Raw genomic sequence first — 21419 nt, forward strand, 5'->3', positions numbered from 1 at the left:
CTACCTTCTACGCCGTTCGACGTGACAGTCGAACGACTGCCCCGAGGGTGATGAGCAGCAGGGCGATAGCGGCCGCACCTGCGGGATCAGCGCCCGTGACCGGCAGTGTGGCGGCGAGGTCGCCCGCCTCTGGCTCGGGCTCTGCAGCGGGCGACACGACGAAGACGAACTCCACGCTGTCTTCGATTCTGGTGTCGTTCGAGACGGCGATCAGTGCCGAGGTGGTCGAGGTCTCGGTCGGGGTACCCGAGATCTCGCCCGTCGTCTCATTGAGCTCGAGACCTGCGGGCAGTGCGCCGATGACGAGGGTGAAGAAGAACGGCGCCGTGCCGGTGACGGGGATCATGAAGCTGTACGGCACGCCGACGGTTGCTGTTGGCGGGAGGGCCGTGCCGATCTCAGGTGCTTCCAGCACCTCGATCGAGACCGGTAGAGTCGCCGGGCTGCCGACACCATTCGAGGCCTCCACCGTGAACGTGAACACTCCCGCCGCGGTCGGAGCGCCCGTCAGGTCACCCGTTGTCTCATCGAGGTCGAGTCCTGGAGGAAGCGAACCACCGCTGACCGAGAACGTCGCTGCGGGGTAGCCAGTCGCGGTGAACTCGAACGAGTACGACTCGCCGACAACACCGTCGTCAGCAATTCCGTTCGTGAAGGCCGGAGCCGCGGGGGCGGGCTCAATCTCGACCGTGTACTCGGCCGTGTCATCAGCGCCGACGCCGTTGGTCGCGATGATCGTGAACGTGAAGGAGCCAGCGGTCGTGGGCGAACCATCGATCAGGCCCGATGTCGGGTCGAGGCTCAGACCAGGTGGAAGGCTGCCGGTCACCGAGAACGTCGCTGCGGGGCTGCCACCAGCGGTGACAGTGTGACTGTAGGCAGAGCCAACGACACCGCTCGGGGGTGAACCCGAGGTGATCGACGGGGCCTCGTCGATGTCGATGCTGATGGTCTCGACATCACTGCCTGAGTCGTTCGTCACGGTGAACTCGGGGGTGTACGAGCCAGAGGCCGTCGGTGTTCCGGAGAGTTCGCCGGTGCTGGGGTCGAGCGTGATGCCCGGCGGGAGGCCCGTCGCCGAATACGCCAATGTCGGGTCGCCCGTCGCGGCGATGGACGCGGTGTAGGGCGTGCCGACGAGACCATCGACCAGCGTCGTCGTCGTGATCGTCGGTGGATCGGCGATGAACAGGTCGAGCGTCACGTCGTCAGAGTCGACGTCGTTGGTCGCTGTGATCGTCACCGAGAAGGTGCCGGCCTCGGTCGGGGTGCCTGAAATCGTGCCCGTCGACGGGCTGATCGTCAGACCGTCGGGCAGGTTGAGGGCACCGTAGGTGATCGGCGGCGTTCCGTACGATGAGATGGCCATCGAGTAGGCGGTGCCGCGAACTCCGTCATCGAGAGACGTCACCGTCAACTCTGGGCCTTCGGGGTCGCCGAAAACGAGGAACACCGAGGTGGACCCTACGTTGCTCTCGTCGTCGGTCGCGGTGATGCGCCACTCGAAGACCTCGCCCTGAACAAGGCCGAACTGCACGTCGAAGATGTTCGGCGCGATGGTGGCCGAACGCGCACCGCCCACGCCGACGGTGGGGGTCTCGGTGAAGCTGTCGCCGTCGTAGTGGAACGAGTATTCGACATCAATATCGCCAGCCGCCGTGGCATTGTCAGCGACCTCGACCTCGTAGTCGGTCGAGGCGGGAATAGGAATGGTCGAGCCGTCGGCGGGGCCGACGACCGTGATCGTCGGGTCAGTTGTATCGATCGGGTCGCCGGTGATTGTCATGCTGTCGACCTCGATGATCGGCATGGGGTCGGGTGAGGGCGTGACGTTTCCGAAGTTGAGCGTGACGCTCGCATCGTTATTCACCGAGGCATCGAGGGGGTAGGTCTCGGTCACGAACCCGGCAGTGTCGGTCGTGCGATTCAGCGGAGTGAACGGAGTGCCACCGGGGTTGTAGTTGAAGAAGAAGACATGCCCGGCTGCCAGGTTCTCGACCCGATATCGGATGCTCACCTCAATGTTCTCGAAACCGCTGAAGTTCGCCGTGGTCGAGATCGATCCACCGCCGCCTGGCCCTCGCGACGCGATGGCGTTGCCGCCCGACGCGGACCAGAAGTTGACTGTCCAGCCGCTGAGGTCGTCGAAGTCGACCGTCGCAATCGTGTCGGCGTGTGCGGGCGCGACGACGGCCAGCGGAGCACCGACGCCCAAGACCAGTGCGACCAGCACGGCGAGGGCGCGTCGTGCTCGACCGGGTGGGCGGGCGGTATCGGGCAACGGGGCAAGAGTCGTTGTGGGCATGTCCATCTTTCGTGCGTGTCGGGAGCAAGAGTCACGAGCTGCGGCGGCACCGCGCAGTCTCTGTTGACGCTAGGCACAGGGGCACAGGGGCACATCGCCCGAATGAGGTATTACTCACCTCTCGGCGTGCGATTGCTTAGAGTGAGAGATACCCGCCGCAGCTCGATCGGGGTGACGCCAGAGAGAGGCCGCTGCATGACCGCGATCTACCGACGCGCACTCGGCGCGCGGGCCGCTGAGGTGCTGCAGGCCAGGGTCACCATCGTGTGCGCGCCGCTGGGCTCGGGCAAGAGCACTCTGCTGCGCCAGTGGTTGCTCGACCTCGAGCCGCTCGCTGAAACGTTGCCGATCACCTGGCGCATCGAGCACAATCACCCGAGCGCGTTGCGCACGGCCATTGCCGAGGCGGCCTTGCCGGTGCTGCCGCAACTACAGTGGTCGCTCGACGATCACGCGAGCGGCGCCGATCTGGCGACCTTCTCGGCTGCTGTCGAGGGCTCGGCGCGCCGCCGGCCCGGCGTGCCCCTCGTCATCATGCTCGATGAGGTGCAGGTGCTCAGTGAGCCGAGCGTGCTGGGCATGATCGGGGCCGCGATCGAGCTGCTGCCAGAGAGTGTGCGGTTCGTGATCGCGACCGACGCGCCGATGCCGCTGCTGCTCTCACGATTGCGACTGCATCACGGTGTCGTCGAGATCGGCCCGAATGAGCTCGCTTTCGACGAAGAGGAAGTGATCGATGCGGTCGGAGCCGAGCGCTCGACAGAGACGCTCGAGCAAACCGGTGGCTGGGCCGCCGCAGTCGGCGCGGTTTCGCGAGGGGCCGACGCGCTCGACCATGTTCGTCACTACGTTCGTGACGAGCTTGTGCGCGGGCTCACCCCGCGGGCGCGCACGGTGTTGCTCGAAACCGCCGTGCTCTCAGAGATCTATCCGCCGACGGCCGACGTCGTGCGTGAGGCCGACGACACCCTGGCCGGCCTTGACGAGCTCGGCGCTCGTGGTCGCCACCCTGTTCGCGCCGATACCGTCTGGCGGCACCCTCCCGTCGTGCGGGCCGCGCTTCTTGAGGTGCTCGACGACGAGTCGCCCGAACGGTTCGCCGAGCTCATGACTCGTGTTGCGGCGCTCAACGCTAGCCCCACGCCGCTGTCGCAGCGAGAGCTCGACGTGCTCGTAGAGCTCGACGGCGATGCGTCGATCAGCACGATCGCGCAGTCGCTCTCGATCTCGTACCACACGGCTCGTGCCCACGCCCGGTCGATCTACGCGAAGCTCGGCGTCTCGTCGCGCGCGGGAGCCGTTCGGCGCGCTCGCGACGCGGGTCTACTGCCCGACTAGCGCGAAACGCTCGGCCGCGCTGCTAGCCGCCGATCGCGGTCAGGATGCTCGCGCCGAGCTCGACCGGTTTCGTGAACTGCGGCCAGTGGCCGGTGGGTAGCTCGATGATCTCGAGCTGCCGCATAGCCGCCAGCTCGCCCGCCCACTCGCGCTCGTTCGCGATGGCCTGGCGAATGAGGTCGGCGGGGAACTCGCACGCGATGACCGTCACCGGCACCGAGAACCGCGCGTCGTCGTCGAGACGCGTCGGCTCGTGCGCGACGCCCACCGGCTCAGGCTTCGCGATCGCGCGAAACCGCTCGCGCAGCTCGTCATCGAGATCGGTGAGGTCTTCGGGCTCGAAGAGCGACCAGTCGGGCAACGGCACGCCGTCGCCCTCCACCGGCAGCTCGTCGTTGATGCACGTGCCGGCCGGCATGGGTATCGCGTCGACGAAGACGACGCGCTCGATGCGGCTCGGGCGGGCATCGGCGACGGCCCATGCGATCGTGCCGCCACCCGAGTGCCCGACGAGCACGACCGAGCCGGGGCCGTCGTCATCGGCACCATCGCCGCCGTCGAGCGCGTCGACGTAGGCGATCACAGCATCCACATGATCACGCAAGCCGATGCCTGCCAGGTCGGTGTCGCCCGGGCGCTTGCCGGGAAGGGTCGGAGTGTGCACGGTGTGGCCCGCTGCCATCAGTGTGGGCGTCACCTCGCCCCACGAATCGCCGTCGAGCCAGAATCCCGCAATCAACACGATCTGCATGCCTGAACCGTAGTGCCGAGCGCCGACATCGCGACAGGGCGACGGCGTTCAGGAAACTTTCACCAAAAGCCCAGAGAATGCTCTCATGGCTGACGGACCCAAGATTCTCATCGTTGACGACGAACCCAACATTCGCGACCTGCTCACCACGAGCCTTCGCTTCGCCGGCTTTGCCGTGCGCGCCGTCGGCAACGGAGCGCAGGCCATCTCGGCGGTGCTCGAAGAAGAGCCCGACCTCATCATCCTCGACGTGATGCTGCCCGACATCAACGGCTTCGGCGTCACCAAGCGGCTGCGGTCGAGCGGGTACACGAGCCCCATCCTCTTCCTCACGGCGAAAGACGACACCGACGACAAGATCATGGGTCTCACAGTCGGCGGTGACGACTACGTCACCAAGCCGTTCAGCCTCGACGAGATCGTCGCGCGCATCAAGGCCATTCTGCGTCGCACCATGCAAGAAGAAGACGACGCGATCATTCGCGCTGGCGGCCTCACGATGGACCAGGACACGCACGAGGTCACGGTCGGCGACGAGGTGATCGAGCTCAGCCCCACTGAGTTCAAGCTGCTGCGATACCTCATGCTCAACCCCAACCGCGTGCTGTCGAAGGCGCAGATTCTCGACCACGTGTGGGAGTACGACTTCAACGGCGACGCCGGCATCGTCGAGAGTTACATCTCATACCTGCGCCGCAAGCTCGACCCGCACACCGACGAGCCGCTCATTCAGACGAAGCGCGGTTTCGGCTACATGCTCAAGGCCGCCAAGCTCTAGCCTTGGCACCTCATGCATGAGCAGTTGACCCAGTGGTGGGAGTCGATCTCCCTCCGCTCGAAGATCACCGGCGTCACGGTGTTCGTGGTGACGGTCGGGCTGCTCGTGGTCGGTGTCGGCACGCTCACCGTGCTGCAGCGCACGCTTGTCGACGAGGTCGACCGGCAGTTGCGGCAGGCGGCCGATGAGCTACCGGGAACGTTCGCCGTCGACGAGTTCGACTCGTTCGACCAGCTCACGCCGTCGATCTTCTCGAACCCGTTCTACTTCGGCGCGGTCGACGCCGACGGCGTGCTCATCGACGACAACATCACGATGGCCAATCGCGCGCAGGCGCCCGATGTCTCGCGCCTGACCCTCGCCTACGTCTCGAACCTCGAGGGCGGCATCACCCTGACGAGCGCCGACCGCACGACCCAGTGGCGCGTCGCGACCTTCCCCCTCAGGGTGACCGAGGGCGACTCGGGTGCCTCTCAGCAGGCCACCCTCATCATCGGCGCCGACCTCGCCGACGCCAACGCGATCATCGGTTCGTTCGCCTCGATCTTTCTCGGCTTCGGCCTCGTCGTCGTCATCTTGAGCGCCGCACTCACGCGCCTGCTGGTCACCTCGACCTTCCGGCCTCTGCGCGACGTCGAGGCCACGGCCGCCCGGTTCGCTGGGGGCGACTTCAGCCAGCGCCTCAGCGGGGCGACCCCCAACACCGAGGTCGGGCGCTTGAGCGGCTCGCTCAACGCCATGCTCAGCCGCATCGACCGCGCCTTCGCCGACCGCGCGGCCACGATCTCGCAAATGCGCCGCTTCGTCGGCGATGCGAGCCACGAGCTACGCACTCCCCTGGTCTCGGTGCGCGGCTATGCCGAGCTGTACCGCATGGGCGCACTGACGGGAGACGAGCAGGTCGGCCAAGCGATGGAGCGCATCGAGAAAGAGGCGATTCGCATGAGCGCGCTCGTGAGCGACCTGCTCGAGCTCGCGCGGCTCGACGAATCGCGGCCCCTCGAACCGGCTCCGGTCGACCTCGTGCCCCTCGCACGCGACGCAGCCCTCGACGCCCGAGCGGGCGCGCCCGATCGCGAGGTCACGGTCGTCATTGAGATTCCCACCACCGAGACCCCGGCAACGGATGCTGCGCTCACGCATCACGAGGCCCCGAGCATCCCGACCCCGCCGCTCGTAGCCCCCACGCTCGCCGGTTCGGCGTTCGCTCGGTTGCGCGGCCGCCGTTCACGCCGCGCCTCGGCACCTGTCGCAACCCCCGAGCCGCTCGCGGTCACGGCCCCCACAGAGGTCGCGGCGCTCGTGCTCGCCGAAGAGAACAAGATTCGTCAGGTCATCACGAACCTCATCGGCAATGCGCTGCGCTTCTCGCCCGACGGCACGCCCATCGAGCTTGTGGTCGGCGTCGATCACGACGCGGGGCTGGCATCGATCGCGGTCGTCGACCACGGCGACGGCATTCCACCGCAGCTGCAAGAGCGCATCTTCGAGCGGTTCTTCCGCGCCGATTCGTCGCGCACCCGCGACACGGGAGGCTCAGGGCTCGGGCTTGCGATCGTCGCCTCGATCGTGGCTCTGCACAACGGCCGGGTCGAGGTGCTCGACACCCCGGGTGGCGGCGCGACATTCCGCGTATCGCTTCCGCTCCTCCCCAGCGCGGTCGCTGCAAAGGATGCCCCCGCCGAGCCGCTCACCACGGCGGGCGCCGCCTCCGCCTCGTAGGGTGCCCCCGGCGATCGGGCGAGTGCCCCGGTGCCGGAAGGAGACCCTCATGACGCGATACCAGGTCGACAGCGACGCCGTACTCACGGCCACGGCAGCGACGCGCGGCTCGATCGGGCGGCTGCAGGCCGAGGCTGCCGGGCTGCAGGCCAACCTCTCGGGCCTGCAGGGCACTTGGAGCGGCGCGGCCGCCACGGCCTTCCACTCGCTCCTCGGCGAGTGGACCGCCGCCTACCAGCGCGTCGAGCAGACGCTCACCGCTCTCAACGAGGCACTCGGTCACGCCGGGCACGGCTACGCCGAGGTCGAACAGCAGGCCGCCCGCATGTTCTTGCGCTGAGCACGGCCCGGCGGGGCGCGCCCGTAGGGTGAGGTGGTGAGCTCTTCTGCCTTCTCTTTCGAACCCGCGATCGTCTCTGCCGTGCTGCACCACATGAACGACGACCACGCCGACGACAATCTGCTGATCGCTCGAGCTTTCGGCGATCGCAGTGCGACGATGGCTCGCATGGTCGCTGTCGACGGCCACGCCGGGCACTGGGTCTACACGGTCGCTGCAGCAGGCGAGAGCGGTGCGACGAAGGGCGAGACTGCCCTACGCGTCGAGTGGTCAGGCGCGATCACCGAGCGCGCCGAGATTCGCCGCGAGATCGTCGTGCTGTACGACCGGGCCTGTACTGAGCTGGGCATCGAACCGCGACCGCACGACTGACTGAAGGTGCCGCGGGCCGACTCTGGATTCGGCCGAGGACGTTCGGTAAGGTTAGGCGACCCTAACCTTCCAGGAGACGTCAACCATGACCACCAGCCCCAGCGCCTCAGCCGAGGTCATCCCCTTCTCCCGAATGGTGCGCGAACGCAGTTCGGCGAGCCATCGAAGCAGCGAAGGCGCCTCGTTCATGGGTGACCTGCTGAAAGGTGAGGCGAGCCGCGACGACTACGTAGCCCTCGTCTCGCAGCACTGGGCGATTTACGAGGCCCTCGAAGGGGCAGAGCCAGCCATGCGCGACGAGCCGCTCGTCGAGCCCTTTCTCTCGACCGCTCTCACCCGCCTGCCCGCACTCGAGGCCGACCTGCAGTTTCTGATCGGAGACGACTGGCGCGAGCGTCTCACTCTCGTACCGGCGACCGTCGAGTACGCAGCGCGCATTCGCGAGGTCGCCGCCGACTGGCCCGCGGGCTACATCGCGCACCACTACACGCGCTACCTCGGCGACCTCTCGGGCGGCCTGCACATCGGCCGACTCATCGCGCGCCAGTTCGGCTTCGAGACCAACGGCATCGGCTTCTACCTGTTCGACCAGATCGCAGACCCCGCCGCGTTCAAAGACGCGTACCGCGCACAGCTCGACGCCGCAGAGTGGTCGCCGGGCGAGCAAGAGCGTGTCGTTGACGAAGTGCTGCGGGCGTACGACTACAACACGCGCATCTTCGAGCAGCTCGGCGAGCGCCGCATCGCCGCCTGAGCTGCCGCCGTCTGGCTCACCTGCAGCGAAGGCGGCACACGTGTGCCCCTCAACGGCGACTGTGTTCGCTCGACACGACACGCGTGCCGAGAGCGAGCACACTCGTGCGCGGGTTCGACATCGCACGGCCGCGTCGATCGAGCAACGCGAAAGGGCGGCTCCCCATGGGGGGAGCCGCCCTTCGGCGTAGACCAGCGGTGGAGGACTTAGAAATCCATGCCGCCGCTCGGGTCGCCCATCGGCGCGGGGTTCTTCTCGGGCTTGTCGGCGACGACGGCCTCGGTGGTGAGGAACAGACCCGCGATCGAGGCTGCGTTAAGCAGCGCCGAGCGCGTGACCTTCACCGGGTCGGCGATGCCTGCACCGAGCATGTCGACGTACTCGCCCGTGGCCGCGTTGAGGCCGTGACCGACCTCGAGGTGGCGCACCTTGTCGGCCACCACGCCGGGCTCGAGGCCGGCGTTGAGAGCGATCTGCTTGAGCGGGGCGTCGATAGCGACCTTGACGATGTTCGCGCCGGTGGCCTCGTCACCGACGAGGTCGGTGAGCGCCTTCGACTCGAACGCCATCTTGCCGGCCTGAATCAGCGCGACGCCACCACCGGCGACGATGCCCTCTTCGACGGCCGCCTTGGCGTTGCGCACGGCGTCTTCGATGCGGTGCTTGCGCTCTTTGAGCTCAACCTCGGTGGCCGCGCCCGCCTTGATGACGGCGACGCCGCCAGCGAGCTTGGCGAGGCGCTCCTGCAGCTTCTCGCGGTCGTAGTCCGAGTCGGTGTTCTCGATCTCCGAGCGAATCTGCTTCACGCGACCCGCGATGGCGTCGGCGTCGCCGGCACCTTCAACAATCGTGGTCTCGTCCTTGGTGATGACGACCTTGCGTGCGCGACCGAGCAGATCGAGCGTCGCGTTCTCAAGCTTGAGACCGACCTCTTCGCTGATGACCTGGCCACCGGTGAGAATCGCGATGTCCTGCAGCATGGCCTTGCGGCGGTCGCCGAAGCCGGGGGCCTTGACGGCGACCGACTTGAAGATGCCGCGAATCTTGTTGACGACGAGCGTGGCCAGGGCCTCGCCCTCGACGTCTTCGGCGATGATGAGCAGCTGCTTGCCGCTCTGGATCACCTTGTCGACGACCGGCAGCAGGTCTTTGATTGCCGAGATCTTGCCGTTGACGATCAAGACGTACGGGTCTTCGAAGACCGCTTCCTGACGCTCGGGGTCGGTGACGAAGTATGCCGACAAGTAGCCCTTGTCGAAGCGCATGCCCTCGGTGAGCTCGAGCTCGGTACCGAAGGTGTTCGACTCTTCGACGGTGACGACGCCCTCTTTGCCCACCTTGTCGATGGCCTCGGCGATGAGCGCGCCGATCTCGGGGTCGGCGGCAGAGATGCTCGCGGTCGCGGCGATCTCTTCTTTGGTCTCGACCTCTTTGGCGTTCTTCAGCAGCTGGTCAGAGACGGCCTGGGTGGCCTTCTCGATACCGCGCTTGAGGCTGATGGGGTCGGCGCCGGCCGCGACGTTGCGCAGGCCTTCGCGCACGAGCGCCTGAGCGAGAACGACCGACGTAGTCGTGCCGTCGCCGGCGACGTCGTCAGTCTTCTTAGCGACCTCTTTGACGAGCTCCGCGCCGATCTTCTCGAACGGGTCGTCGAGCTCGATCTCTTTGGCGATGGAGACGCCGTCGTTGGTGATCGTGGGGGCGCCCCACTTCTTCTCGAGGACGACGTTGCGACCCCGGGGTCCCAGCGTCACCTTCACGGCGTCGGCCAGAATGTTGAGGCCGCGCTCGAGGCCGCGACGGGCCTCTTCGTCAAAAGCGATGATCTTAGCCATGTGTCTCTCGTCCCTCCCGGACGCTGAACGTACGGTAGCTCTTGGCACTCACAGAGCGTGAGTGCTAACTGATTCTGGCACTCGCTGGGGGCGAGTGCAAGCCAGAGCGACTACGAAGCGGGGCGCGTGAACGAGACGGAGCCGGCGAGCGGCACGAGCTCGACCCAGGTGTTGCCGGGCGCCAGTCGAACGGCGACCCCGTTCGCATCGACAATGCGGATCTGATCGGTCAGCGATGACTTCGACCAGGTGGCCGCGACGGTCGCGCCGCCGGTCGAGACCCAGGCCTCGCCTCGGCCGATGAGGTCGACGGTCGGGATGCTCTGGATCACTTGCACCGGTACCCGCAGTGACACGACATTGACCGCACTGAGCTGCGCGCCCCCTGCAGCGCGGTCGGGCGAGCCGCCCGTCATATACCGGATGAACGTCTGCGTGTCGGCGCTCCAGACCCACGCCGGAGTCGACGCGCTGCCGAACCTGAGGTCGATGCGCGTCGTCGCCGTGCCCTCTTTCGTCGCCGTCGCGGCCGCCAGGCTCTCGGAGAACGGGAACTGCTGCGGCGGTGCAGGCAGAGCGCTCTGCGAGGCAGCGAGCTGCGAAGCGCGCACGATCACGTTGTGCGGCGCCGGAGCGTTGTCGCCGCGGAACATGAAATCCTCCGTGTCGCGCTGCCCGTGGATCGCGTTGTAGACGGGTGCCTGTTGCATCGCAACGACGAAGCGGTACTGGCCTCCCGAGTACGCGATGATGCCGCCCTGCGGTGCCACGATGGAGGGGTCGACGGGCCGCACCGACCGGATCGGCCCGATCTCATCGGGAATGTCGGACTGCCAGACGGCGATGTAACGAGTGAGCCCGCCCTCGACGAGAATCTCCCACACGACGTCAGCGCGATCGAGCCCCACCTGCGGGCGGGCGTCGGGGTGGTTGTCGATCTTGGCGGCGAAGGCCGGAGCGATGGCCGAGTCGACGGGCACGACTTCGCCCGTGAGTGGCGCGAGGTCGAAGGGCGGCGGTGCTTCGTAGCTCGACACGAACGAGGGTGTCGGCGTGGGCGTCGGCATCGGTGCCTCAGCGGTGCAGGCGACGAGCAACGCGAGCAGCAGCCCTCCTGAAGAGAGCGCCGCACCACGACGCAGTCGCCTGCTCATGAGGGTCACTCTAGTGCGCGGCCTGAGCCGTGCGGCGCTGCGGCGACGGTGCGCCGCAGCGAGCATCCGTCGGGGCAGGAGAGCCGCGGATGCCCGCTCAGGCGACCCGCACGCCCTCGGCTTGCGGCCCCTTGGTGCCCGTGCCGATCTCGAACGTCACGACCTGGCCCTCGTCGAGCACCTTGTAGCCGGGCATGTCGATCGAGCTGTAGTGCACGAAGACGTCGCCGTCGCCGCCCTCGAGCGTAATGAAGCCGAAGCCTTTCTCGGCGTTGAACCACTTGACGGTTCCTGTGGGCATGGTGAAGCTCCTCGTGTCGCGGGAATGCCGCGAGAATACCCGCGCGATCGGCGGCTCACCAGGCCGCGGAGCGCACCGTCGAGCAGTCGTTACGCGCGCGTAACGGCGTCGAAATCACGCGCTGCCGCTAGGGCGCGAGCTCGGCGAAATCGGCGCCGAGTGTGATCGTGATGGGGGCGCCGGGGAACGCGTCAGAGAGCTCGATGTCGCCCGTGCCGAGTAGCACGGCCATGCCGAGCGCGACCCCCTCGAGCGCCGGGTCGGAGTAGAACACGACGGTCTCGGTGAGGTCGTCTTGACCGGCTGAGGTGACGGTGCCGACCGGCCACCCGGGTGCCGTGAGCAGATCACGTGCTGTGGCGCCCAGACCGTCGACCCCCGCACCGTTGAGAATCGTGATCGTGAACCCCGCCGGCAGTTCGGCGAGTGCGGGGTCGGTGATCGGCTCGACGCTCGGCGGGGTTGGCGAGGCCGACTCGGTCGGGGTCGGCATCGGCTCGGCGGTGTCGAAGCCAGGAATCTCGAAGGTGACTCGATCAGTGATGAGCGAGAGGCCCCACAGACCTGCCACGACGAGCACCCCGCTCGCGAGCGCGGCCCACGCGATGGCGATCACCACACGGCCGCGACGACGGGGGGCGCGGTGAGCACCGACGCGACCCAGCTCAGCAGGTATCTCGTCGAAGCGATCGGGTGCGAACTCGGCCATCGGTGCAGTGCCTTTCAGGCGGGGTGGTGGGGGGCGGCCGCTCAGGCGGCGCCCGTGAAGCCCGGGCGCCTGGTGCGGCGCTGCTGGGCGCGATCGTCGCGCACCGCACGCAGGCGACCGACGAAGACCGGGTCGTAGCGCACGGCGACCTCGGTGTCGATCACGGCGTTCAGCACCTGATAGTAGCGGGCCGCGCTCCATCCGAACTCGCGGCGGATACTCTGCTCTTTCGCCCCGCTGTGCCCCCACCAGTCGCGCTCGAACTCGAGCACGCGCTGCGCGCGATCGTCGAGGGGGTCTGAGCGGGCATCCATCGTGGCACCAGGGTAGAGCGCCAGGACCTTCGACTCTGGGCGGCTCGCGGCAAGCGCGGCAGGCTGGTGCGAGCGCCCTCTACCCGGGTGGGCGCACAGTCTGTGCCCACTCGTCGTTCAGCCCAGCGGGTTAGGCTTGCCTAACCACCGTTGCCCGACCCGTTGCGTCTCCGGAGCCCCATGACCCTCACCCCGCGTCGTTCGACGCCGATCGTGAGCACGTCGCAGCGCCGAGGCCGCAGTGCTGCCATGGGCCTCGCCCTGGTCGCCCTGCTCGCCGGATGCGCCGTGACGTCGGCACCGCCCGCGATCGAGCCGACGAGTGCGGGGCCGCGCGTTCCGCTCAGCGAGCTCGCAGTGCTGGAGAACCCGCGCGACCACGTCGGCCCCTCAACCGCACTGCTCGACTCCGCCTCGATCGTGCCGGTCACCGACTCGCCGGTGCAAAGCCTGCCGACCACCGTTGTCTCGCGCGACCTCGCGGGCGATCGGGAGGTGATGGTGTCTGACACGAGCCGCATTCTGCCGCTCGACATCGCCGGTTCGATCGCCGCGACAGTCTTCGCGCTCGGGTTCGGCGATGAGGTCATCGGCCGAGACATCTCGACGACCTTCGCCGAGGCAGCCGACCTGCCGGTCGTGACGAGTAGCGGCCACGCGATCAGCAGCGAGGCGGTTCTCGCGCTACGACCGACGCTCGTCATCACCGACGGCACCGTCGGCCCAACCGACGTGGTGCTGCAACTGCGCGAGGCCGGCATCACCGTCGTCTACGTGGATGCTGAGCCGGGGCTCGCCGCACCCGGCGAGCTCGGCCGCCAGGTCGCGGCAGCACTCGGATCACCCGAGACCGGCGAACTGCTCGCCGAGCGCCTCGAGTCGGAACTCGCCGCTGTCGTCGCCGAGATTGAGGCGATCCGCCCAGCCGACCCGGCCGATCGCGTGCGCATTCTGTTCCTCTACTTGCGCGGCACCTCGGGCATCTACTACCTCTTCGGCGAAGAGTCGGGGGCCGATGAGCTCATCGAGGCCGTCGGCGGCATCGACGTCGCGGGTGAGATCGGCTGGCAGGGCCTGCGACCCATGACTGACGAGGCCCTCGTTGCCGCCAACCCCGACCTCATTCTCGTGATGACGGGCGGGCTCGAGAGCGTCGGTGGCATCGACGCCCTCATCGCCGAGAAGCCGGCGGTGGGTCTCACGCGGGCTGGCGAGAACCGCCGCTTCGTCGACATGGCCGACGGCGAGGTGCTCAGCTTCGGCCCGCGCACGCCCGCCGTGCTCGACGCTCTCGCGCGCGCGATCTACGCGCCCGGCAGCTAGCCGCGCGTGACGAGGGGCGGGTCCGCTGACGCAGACCCGCTCCTCACTGTCGTGCGTTACTCGGCTGCAGCCCGGCGTCGCACGAGCGCGACCGTCAGAGCGATGACCGCGAGTAGCAGGGCGATGATGATGCCCCACACCCAGAGCGGAATTCCGCCCTCGCTCGGTGCGACCTCGCCTGCCTCGGGCTCGGCGATGACGACCTCGCCGCAGTCGTCGGCGAGCGAACCGGTGATCGTCACGGGGTCGAGCGGCTCGCCGGCCGGGTAGGTGCCGAAGGCTTCCGCTCCTGTCGCGGTGAGCGTCGCCAGTGCACCCTCGATCGTGAGCAGACCGTCGTCGGCCGACCGAGCGGCTGCGCTCAGGTCGAGGTCGGCGAACACGACGCCCTCGGCCTCGACCGCGACACCCTCTTGCGTCGTGCCGACCACGTCGAGCACGAGCTGGGCGGTGTCGGCGTCGAGCACGATGACGCGGGGGTTCGACACTGAGGTGTCGAGAATTCCGCCGTGCCCGGTGAAGCGGATACCGCCGGAGAACACCAGCTCTCCCTCGCCGGTGCTCGAATCCAGCGCGCCGTCGCCGGCGAAGGCGAAGCTCGGCGTCTCATACTCTGCTCCGTCGAACACCTGCCACTCGCCGTTGGCGATCGACCCGCTCACGTAGGCGCGGAAGGCCTCCTTGAAGCCCCACTGGAGGCGAGCATCCTGAATCACGCACGCTCCGGTGAGCGAGACCGACTGGGCCAGCTCGCGGATCGTCACGACGATGCCGCGGTCGACGCTGCCCTGCATCGTGAGCGTGTGTACGCCGATGAGGTCTGCCGGCAACGTGCCTGTCCAGGTCGCGACACCGTCGGCGTCGGCGGTGACCGATTCGCTCAGCACGATCGGGTCGCTGTAGGCGACGACCGCGATGTCTGACTCACCTGGGGCGAAGCCGGCCGCCGTGAGCGTGATGCGCTGACCGGGCTCGAGCGCACCTGCGTCAGCCGCAATGAGCTCAGCGCCCGTCGTGGCCGGCGGCGCGGTCGGGATGCTCGAGCCGGTGAAAGCCCCGACGATGCGGGTGCCGCCCCCTGCGCTCGAAGGCGCGCCGATCGTGAAGGTCACCGGGTCGAGCGCAGTGCCAGCCGGGTAGAAGGCGGTGCCGCCGAAGCTGAACGCGGGAGCGCCTGCTGCCGTCAGGGTCGCGGCCACTCCGGCGTAGCGCACCGCGCCGTCGGGCAGCACGCTCCGCGCACCCGTCGCGAGCGCGAGCGTCGCCAGCGTCACACGGCTGCCGTTCACGGTGGCCACGAGATCTGCGCGCGTGTTCGAGACCAGGCGCACGGTCGGCGAGGCGATCGTCACGTCGAGCGCGCCGTTGTGGCCGAGGTAACGCACCGAACCGCCGTACTGCACGACGTCGGTCGCGGCGGCAGGCGACGACTGCGGGAAGACCACGATCGCGCCGTCGCTGCCGGCTCCCGCGACGCCGATCGTTCCCTGCGCGATCGGCCCCGTCACGTAGGTGCGGAACGACTGCTTGACGCCCCAGCGGAGCGAACCCGAGCTCGTCGGAGCCATGACGATCGGAGCGCTGACGGTCACGATCACCGCCCCCTCTGCTCCCGTCGCAACGTCGAGGTCGGCCGGAGTGAAGACGGCACGCAGCGAACGTGGGCCCTGCGGGGCGTCGGCGTAGGTGAGCGTCGCGACTCCCGTCTCACGATCGACCCCCACGACACCGAGCGAGCGCTCGCCATCGAAGAACTCGACTGAGCCCTCGACGGCCGGCTGCACGATCGCGCTCAGCGTCGTCGACGCTCCGACGAGGAACGCGGCCGGGTCGGCGGTCAACGTCACGGTCGAGTCGACCGGCCCTGCGAACCTCAGGAAGGTCTCGGTCTCGAACGGCGCATACACCGCACCCGAGCCCGAGAAGGTGTAGATGCCGAGGTTGCCGTTCTCGAGCATTCCCTCGAAGTCATCGGTGACTGTGAGTTCGACCTCAAACGAACCGTCCTCCTCGATCGCGACCGCACCGGCAGCAGAGCCGCCGAGCTGCGCCACGTTCGCCGGGTTCACGACCCAACGGGTCTGCGCGGGGGCAGCCTTGCGCGCCGCGCTCGTCGCACCCTCGCTCGGCTTCCACGTCTCGGCATAAGAGCCGAACACCACATACACGCCACCGAACTGACCGGCCAGCGGCGGACGCGTGCCGTTCGTCGACGGCGCCACGGGCGAGAAGTTCTCCCCCGACACCGTCACGGTCTCGCCATCGACCAGACCATCAGTCTTCGACACCGACACCGTCGGGGCGGGCTCGGCGAAGCTCACGAAGGTCTCGGTCTCGAACGGCGCATACACCGCACCCGAGCCCGAGAAGGTGAAGATGCCCAGGTTGCCGTTCTCCAGCATACCGGTGAACTCCTCTGTCACCGTCAACTGAACCTCAAACGAACCATCCGACTCAATCGCGACCGCACCCGCGGCAGAACCCCCGATCTGCACGAGGTTCTCGGGGTTCACCACCCAGCGGGTCTGACCCGGAGCGGCCTTGCGGCTCGCACTCGAGGCACCCTCGCTCGGCTTCCACGTCTCGGCATAAGAGCCGAACACCACATACACGCCACCGAACTGACCGGCCAGCGGCGGACGCGTGCCGTTCGTCGACGGCGCCACGGGCGAGAAGTTCTCCCCCGACACCGTCACAGTCTCGCCATCGACCAGACCATCAGTCTTCGACACCGACACCATCGGCACGGCGGTGATCGCGTCGGCGACAGGCTCGGCGACGGGCGTCGGTTCGACCTGCGCAGCGTCGATCTCGGCTGTCGGCTCCACGGGCGCGCCGAACGCGTCAGCCGAGGCGTCGAGATCAACCGTGCTCTCGACGACCTCCACCGCAGTCTCCGGCAGGGGCTCGCCGTCCACGGCGAGCGCGGAGACGGAGGATCCCATGACGGCCATGGCCGTGATGATCGCGGTGGCGACGGCGCCCGCACGCAGGCGTGAGGGGCGGGAGAGAGTGAGCAATGCAGGCTCCAAGAGACAGTAAACGGAAGTTAGGTGACCCTAAGTTGCACGGGCTAGGTAAGGCTAACCTAAGCGATCACGATGCGCTATCGCTGGGAGCGCGGTACATGCCAATGTGCCGGATGCCCGCCTCGTCGTACTCGTCGCCGTAGGGCTCAAACCCCACGACCGCGTAGACCTGCCGCACCGCGACCTGCGCGTGCAGGGCCATCGGCTCGGTTCCGTGACGCTGGATGACGGCGTCGAGCAGCCGCCGCGAGAGACCCTCGCGCCGGCGGTCGGCGCGGGTGGCGACGCGGCCGATGATGCGGCGAGCATCCCGATCACCGAACTGCGGGGCGTCGTGAATCAGCACCCGCAGATATGCTGCAGGCCCCGAATCGTCGACGATGTACCAGTGCTCGGTCGACGCCGCACGGTCGAAGTCGTCGAGTTCGATGTCGTCGATGCGCTGCTCGAGATAGAAGATCTCGGTGCGCAATCGGGCGATCTCGAAGAACTCATCGAGACTCAACTGACCCCAGGTTCGGCAGATCGGGGAAGAGTCGGTCACGGTTGCGAGTTTAATGGGGTGAGATGACCGCCCGGCGAGGGCGAGGAGCGAGGCAGACGTGAGCACGGCAGAGAACCCGGCAACCAGCGGCAAGGCGTACGCGGTCGAGAAGACCGAAGACGAGTGGCGGGCTGAGCTCGGCGAAGAGCGCTACCAGGTGCTGCGCCAGGCGGGCACCGAGCGAGCCTGGACGGGCGAGTTGCTCGACGAGAGCCGGTCGGGCATCTACACCTGCGGCGCCTGCAACGCCGAGCTCTTCGTGGCGGGCACGAAGTTCGACTCGGGCTGCGGGTGGCCCAGCTTCTACGAGTCGGTGCGCCCCGAAGCGGTCGAGCTCATCGACGACACCTCGCTCGGTATGGTGCGCACCGAGGTGCGCTGCGCTAACTGCGGCTCGCACCTCGGCCACGTCTTTCCCGACGGCTTCGGCACCCCCACGGGCGACCGGTACTGCATGAACTCGCTCGCGCTCGACTTCACTCCGGCCGAGGGCGAGTAGCCCGCCGCGGCGGCAGAGAAGCGATCGTCACGCCGACGAGCGTGAGTGCGACCGCGGTCGCCGTGGCCGCCGTTGTCGGCACTCCGATGGGCAGAACGAGGTCGTAGACGAGTGCGCCCGCGAGCTGGCCGGCGACCAGGCACAGGCCCAGCACGAGCACGCCGATGCGGGTGACGGTCACGACCTGCACCGCGATGAAGATCGCGCCGACCGCGCCGCCCAGGTAGAGCCACGGGTTGCTCGGCGGAGTCTCAGGCAGCCCGGAGATCGCCAGATGCACGACCGTCACGACGACGAGCGCCGCCGTGCCGACCGTGAAGTTGAGGGTCGTCGCCGCCAGAGCCGAACCTGATTCGGTGCGCACGCGGCCGTTGACGGCCTGCTGCAGTCCGATGCCGATGCCGGCGATGAGGGGCAGGATGATCGCCGCGAGCGGCACGTCGGTCTCGAGTCGGGGCGCCACGGCGACGACGACGGCGATGAGGGTCAGCGTCGCGCCAGTCGCGCGGCTCACGGTGACGGGCGTGCGACGACCACCCGCGAATCCGGTCGCATCGGCGACCATGCCGCTGATCGTCTGACCGGTGACCGTCGCGACGCCGAAGATCGCAACGCCGACGACGCCCGCGACGAGGCCCTGCGAGAGCACGAGCAGAGCCCCACCCAGCCCTCCGAGCAGCAGCCACGGCGCGACCCGGCGCGCGCGCACCTCGGTGCTCAACCGCCGGAACCCCTCGCGGCCCTTCGGCGACACGGCGAGGATCGCCATGAGAATCAGCCAGCCGCTGCCGAATGAGATGAGGGCAGCCGTGAAGCCGTCGTCGAGCCGCTGGCCCAACTCGCCGTTGATGCGGTGCTGAGTGGCGACCAGCACGCCGGCGACGATCGTGGCCACGATCGCGATCGCCGTCAGGCCGCGCGTGCCGGGGTTCGTGTTCATTGCGCCCAGCATCCCACGCCCCAACACCTGCGCTGGCGCTGAGGCGTCAGTCCTGTCGCGCGACTCCATCGCGATGAATCACGATGTTGGCTCCCTCTGTTGCCGCCTGAAGAGTTCGAAGCTCCATGAGTGCAGGGTTTTCAGCCAGAAGCTTGGCGGTGTTCGCCAAGCTTCTGAATGCCGCAGCTTCAGTGCGAGCTCGTTCAAGCTCTGCCATTCCTCGCTGCCTCGCGAGCGCAGTCTCGGCGATCGCTTCGCGCACTTCCGCGGGCAACGTGATGTCTTTCAGGGTGATCCCCGTGACTGCTGCCCCCAACGACGCGACCGCCGGCTCGAGCTCGGCATCGACACCGTCGAGCAAGGTGCTCCTGCTGCGTGAAATCGCCGCGAGCTCCAGCGCCGCGACACGATCACGTAGCGCAACCTGCAGGGCTGCATAGATCGCCTCGAACGGAGCAACGGACGAGAACAGCCACGCCACGGGATCAATAATCTGTGCAGTGGCCACGAGCGAGAGTCGAACCTGCACGCCATCGGCGGTGAGCACCTCTTGCGTCGGCATCGTCAACAGTTGAGGCCGCAAGTCGAGCACGTGCCATCTCGAACGCCGGCGTCGACGGTGGCGACCAGGGCCCTCGGTCGAGGTGTGCACTCCGTCTCGAATGACGACGGCTTGCGCCCACGGAGCAACCTCGACCCACCGACCGTGAGTGACCACGCCGGCGTTTCCCCCGATGAAGCTGAATGACATGGTGACCTCGCTTGCTCAGTGACGTGCCCGCGTCCGGCGTCCTCACGAAGGCGGGGCCGCTCTCGCCGGCGAACCGATGATGCAACCGCAGGGCCTACATGAATCTTCTCCGAAGAGAGCCGGCGCGGACACGCCTATACGGATTCGAACCGCTGTAGCCAAATGGAGTGTTCCTCAGACACGTGCTGCTCGCCGGAACCTCAAGGCAACAGCCTCTCAGCCGGCTGGCGTGTGAGCAGCCCTCACAGCCTATGGCCGCCGCTGGTGAGGGTCAACGCAACGGATCCATGCCTGCACACCCGCGCCCACCGCCCGATTGTCGCGCTGTCGTTGCGCCACGCTTGCCCCGCCCCTAGCCTGAGATCGTTCGCGTACGAAGGAGTTCGCATGGTCATCGCGCAGGCACCGGTCGCCGACGAGGTCGACGTCTCTCGACGCGAGCAGTTTCCGCGAGGCGCCGCGCTCACGCTCGACGACCTCACGCTCGCCGGCCGCGAGCACGTGCTCGATGAGGTTCGCGAGCACGAGCCTGTGACGTGGATGCCCGCTCTGGGCGGCTGGCTCGTCACGAGCCGCGACGCCGCGCGCGAGGTGCTGAGCCCCGCCGCCGCCATGACCGTCGAGGTCGAGCAGAACATGGTGCGCAACTCGCTCGGGCCCATGATGCTCACCAGCGACGGCGAGTCGCATGATGCGCAACGGCGGCCCTTCGAGGCGCCTTTTCGCAACCGCGACATCGAGCTGCGGTACGGCGAGCGCATCGCCGCTCTTGCCCATCGACTGATCGACGAGCTCGGCCCCGGCGCGGCAGCCGGCGAGCCGTTCGATCTGGGGGCGCGCTTCGCCTCGCCGTTCGCCGTGCTCATGGCGGGCGAGCTGCTCGGCCTCTCGTTGCATGACACCGAGCGAATCGACGGCTTCTACAGCGACTTCGCCGGCGCCATGGAGTATTCGGGCGACCCTGAGCCGATGCGACGTGCCGACGCGGCCCGCGCCGAGCTGACGGGGCTGCTGCTCGGCGAGCTCGCCGCGGCGCGCCGCTCCCCCGGTCATTCCCTCACTTCGCAGGTCGCCAACGACGCCTCCCACGGGCTCTCTGACGACGAACTCGCCGCGCAGTTGCGCGTGGTGCTGTTCGGCGCCATCGAGACGATTCAGGCGTCAGTGATGAACACGCTGTACCTGCTGGCCCAGCATCCCGACCAGGAATCGGCGGCGATGGATGACCGCTCGCTGCTCGCCGGAGCGCAGGAGGAAGCCCGGCGCCTCATTCCGCCCGTCTCGTTCATCGAGCGCTGGACGGCCGCAGCCGTCACGATCGCTGGTGTGCAGGTGCCTGCGCGCGAGTTCGTCGGCGTAAGCGTTCTCGCCGCCAACCGCGACCCCGCGCACTTCGACGACCCGCTGAGCTTCGACCTCACCCGCCCGAACGCCTCGCGCTCGCTGTCGTTCTCGTTCGGCGTGCACGCGTGCCTGGGGCTCCACCTGGCTCGCGCTCAGACGACGGGAGCGATCACGGCGCTGTGGGATCGGCTCGGGCGGCTGAACGTCATCGAGGCTGCCGAGCCCGAAGGTTTTGCGTTCCGCAAGCCGGCAGTCATGCGCGTCGCGTCGAGGCAATGAGGTGGAGCCGCCTGTGGGAATCGAACCCCGTGACGCG

The 21419-nt window shown here is 67.9% G+C and carries 20 protein-coding genes; 9 read left to right on the forward strand and 11 right to left on the reverse strand.

All coding sequences use genetic code 11. The features are described from left to right. Positions 1-7: 7 nt before the first annotated feature. The gene (locus KL788_RS06920; protein ID WP_293169758.1) at positions 8-2311 is read right to left on the reverse strand and encodes an Ig domain-containing protein; all 2304 of its coding nucleotides are present in this window, start codon (positions 2309-2311) and stop codon (positions 8-10) included. Positions 2312-2500: 189 nt separating this feature from the next. On the opposite strand from KL788_RS06920, the gene KL788_RS06925 reads away from it, so the two are divergent. Further along, positions 2501-3643 (forward strand): helix-turn-helix transcriptional regulator, encoded by a 1143-nt coding sequence (locus KL788_RS06925; RefSeq protein WP_293169760.1) that lies wholly within the window; start codon positions 2501-2503, stop codon positions 3641-3643. A gap of 22 nt (positions 3644-3665) precedes the next feature. Here KL788_RS06925 and KL788_RS06930 read toward each other — a convergent pair whose 3' ends face one another. Beyond that, positions 3666-4394, reverse strand: coding sequence for an alpha/beta fold hydrolase (locus tag KL788_RS06930; RefSeq protein ID WP_293169762.1), 729 nt, complete (start codon positions 4392-4394; stop codon positions 3666-3668). Between the two features lie 85 nt (positions 4395-4479). Between KL788_RS06930 and KL788_RS06935 the strand changes: the two genes are divergently transcribed. The 5 genes from KL788_RS06935 (at position 4480) to KL788_RS06955 (ending at position 8360) form a co-directional block, all read left to right on the forward strand. Then, the gene (locus tag KL788_RS06935) at positions 4480-5172 is read left to right on the forward strand and encodes a response regulator transcription factor (RefSeq protein ID WP_293169764.1); all 693 of its coding nucleotides are present in this window, start codon (positions 4480-4482) and stop codon (positions 5170-5172) included. Positions 5173-5184: 12 nt separating this feature from the next. Next, on the forward strand, positions 5185-6894 hold the full coding sequence (locus KL788_RS06940; protein WP_293169766.1) for a sensor histidine kinase: 1710 nt from the start codon (positions 5185-5187) through the stop codon (positions 6892-6894). A 49-nt stretch (positions 6895-6943) separates the two neighbouring features. After that, on the forward strand, positions 6944-7234 hold the full coding sequence (locus tag KL788_RS06945) for a WXG100 family type VII secretion target (protein ID WP_293169768.1): 291 nt from the start codon (positions 6944-6946) through the stop codon (positions 7232-7234). Between the two features lie 36 nt (positions 7235-7270). Then, complete coding sequence (locus KL788_RS06950) at positions 7271-7606, forward strand: DUF2470 domain-containing protein (protein ID WP_293169770.1); 336 nt, start codon at positions 7271-7273, stop codon at positions 7604-7606. An 85-nt stretch (positions 7607-7691) separates the two neighbouring features. Further along, complete coding sequence (locus KL788_RS06955; protein WP_293169772.1) at positions 7692-8360, forward strand: heme oxygenase (biliverdin-producing); 669 nt, start codon at positions 7692-7694, stop codon at positions 8358-8360. Between the two features lie 206 nt (positions 8361-8566). On the opposite strand, the gene groL is transcribed toward KL788_RS06955, so the two are convergent. The 5 genes from groL to KL788_RS06980 all read right to left on the reverse strand — a co-directional run bounded on the left by groL (position 8567) and on the right by KL788_RS06980 (position 12673). Further along, a complete protein-coding gene (gene groL / locus KL788_RS06960; protein WP_293169774.1) occupies positions 8567-10195 on the reverse strand; it encodes a chaperonin GroEL in 1629 nt (542 codons plus the stop codon). A gap of 110 nt (positions 10196-10305) precedes the next feature. After that, positions 10306-11349 (reverse strand): DUF3048 domain-containing protein, encoded by a 1044-nt coding sequence (locus tag KL788_RS06965; protein ID WP_293169776.1) that lies wholly within the window; start codon positions 11347-11349, stop codon positions 10306-10308. Between the two features lie 97 nt (positions 11350-11446). Further along, complete coding sequence (locus KL788_RS06970) at positions 11447-11650, reverse strand: cold-shock protein (RefSeq protein WP_293169778.1); 204 nt, start codon at positions 11648-11650, stop codon at positions 11447-11449. A 127-nt stretch (positions 11651-11777) separates the two neighbouring features. Beyond that, the gene (locus tag KL788_RS06975) at positions 11778-12359 is read right to left on the reverse strand and encodes a LytR C-terminal domain-containing protein (protein ID WP_293169780.1); all 582 of its coding nucleotides are present in this window, start codon (positions 12357-12359) and stop codon (positions 11778-11780) included. 41 nt (positions 12360-12400) lie between these two features. Beyond that, positions 12401-12673 carry a DUF3263 domain-containing protein gene (locus tag KL788_RS06980; protein ID WP_293169782.1) on the reverse strand — a complete coding sequence of 91 codons (273 nt, stop codon included), beginning with the start codon at positions 12671-12673 and terminating at the stop codon, positions 12401-12403. Positions 12674-12853: 180 nt separating this feature from the next. Here KL788_RS06980 and KL788_RS06985 point away from each other — a divergent pair, with 180 nt between their 5' ends. Further along, on the forward strand, positions 12854-13996 hold the full coding sequence (locus tag KL788_RS06985; RefSeq protein ID WP_293169784.1) for a heme/hemin ABC transporter substrate-binding protein: 1143 nt from the start codon (positions 12854-12856) through the stop codon (positions 13994-13996). Between the two features lie 56 nt (positions 13997-14052). Here the strand turns inward: KL788_RS06985 and KL788_RS06990 are convergent, their stop codons facing one another. Together KL788_RS06990 and KL788_RS06995 are read right to left on the reverse strand one after the other, a co-directional pair. Then, entirely contained in the window at positions 14053-17016 is a 2964-nt protein-coding gene (locus tag KL788_RS06990; RefSeq protein ID WP_293169786.1) for an HtaA domain-containing protein, read from the reverse strand. A gap of 76 nt (positions 17017-17092) precedes the next feature. Further along, the gene (locus KL788_RS06995) at positions 17093-17569 is read right to left on the reverse strand and encodes a GNAT family N-acetyltransferase (protein WP_293169788.1); all 477 of its coding nucleotides are present in this window, start codon (positions 17567-17569) and stop codon (positions 17093-17095) included. Positions 17570-17627: 58 nt separating this feature from the next. On the opposite strand from KL788_RS06995, the gene msrB reads away from it, so the two are divergent. Next, positions 17628-18068 carry a peptide-methionine (R)-S-oxide reductase MsrB gene (gene msrB, locus KL788_RS07000; RefSeq protein WP_293169790.1) on the forward strand — a complete coding sequence of 147 codons (441 nt, stop codon included), beginning with the start codon at positions 17628-17630 and terminating at the stop codon, positions 18066-18068. Here the strand turns inward: msrB and KL788_RS07005 are convergent. Both KL788_RS07005 and KL788_RS07010 read right to left on the reverse strand, forming a co-directional pair. Further along, the gene (locus tag KL788_RS07005) at positions 18046-19008 is read right to left on the reverse strand and encodes a DMT family transporter (protein ID WP_293169792.1); all 963 of its coding nucleotides are present in this window, start codon (positions 19006-19008) and stop codon (positions 18046-18048) included. The two genes, msrB and KL788_RS07005, sit on opposite strands and share 23 nt — an antisense overlap. A 46-nt stretch (positions 19009-19054) precedes the next feature. Next, entirely contained in the window at positions 19055-19759 is a 705-nt protein-coding gene (locus tag KL788_RS07010; RefSeq protein ID WP_293169794.1) for a slipin family protein, read from the reverse strand. A 387-nt stretch (positions 19760-20146) separates the two neighbouring features. Here KL788_RS07010 and KL788_RS07015 point away from each other — a divergent pair, with 387 nt between their 5' ends. Next, positions 20147-21382 carry a cytochrome P450 gene (locus tag KL788_RS07015; protein WP_293169796.1) on the forward strand — a complete coding sequence of 412 codons (1236 nt, stop codon included), beginning with the start codon at positions 20147-20149 and terminating at the stop codon, positions 21380-21382. Positions 21383-21419: the final 37 nt, after the last annotated feature.

This window comes from Microcella sp. (assembly GCF_019739195.1).
In the GTDB taxonomy this organism is placed as follows: Bacteria; Actinomycetota; Actinomycetes; order Actinomycetales; family Microbacteriaceae; genus Microcella.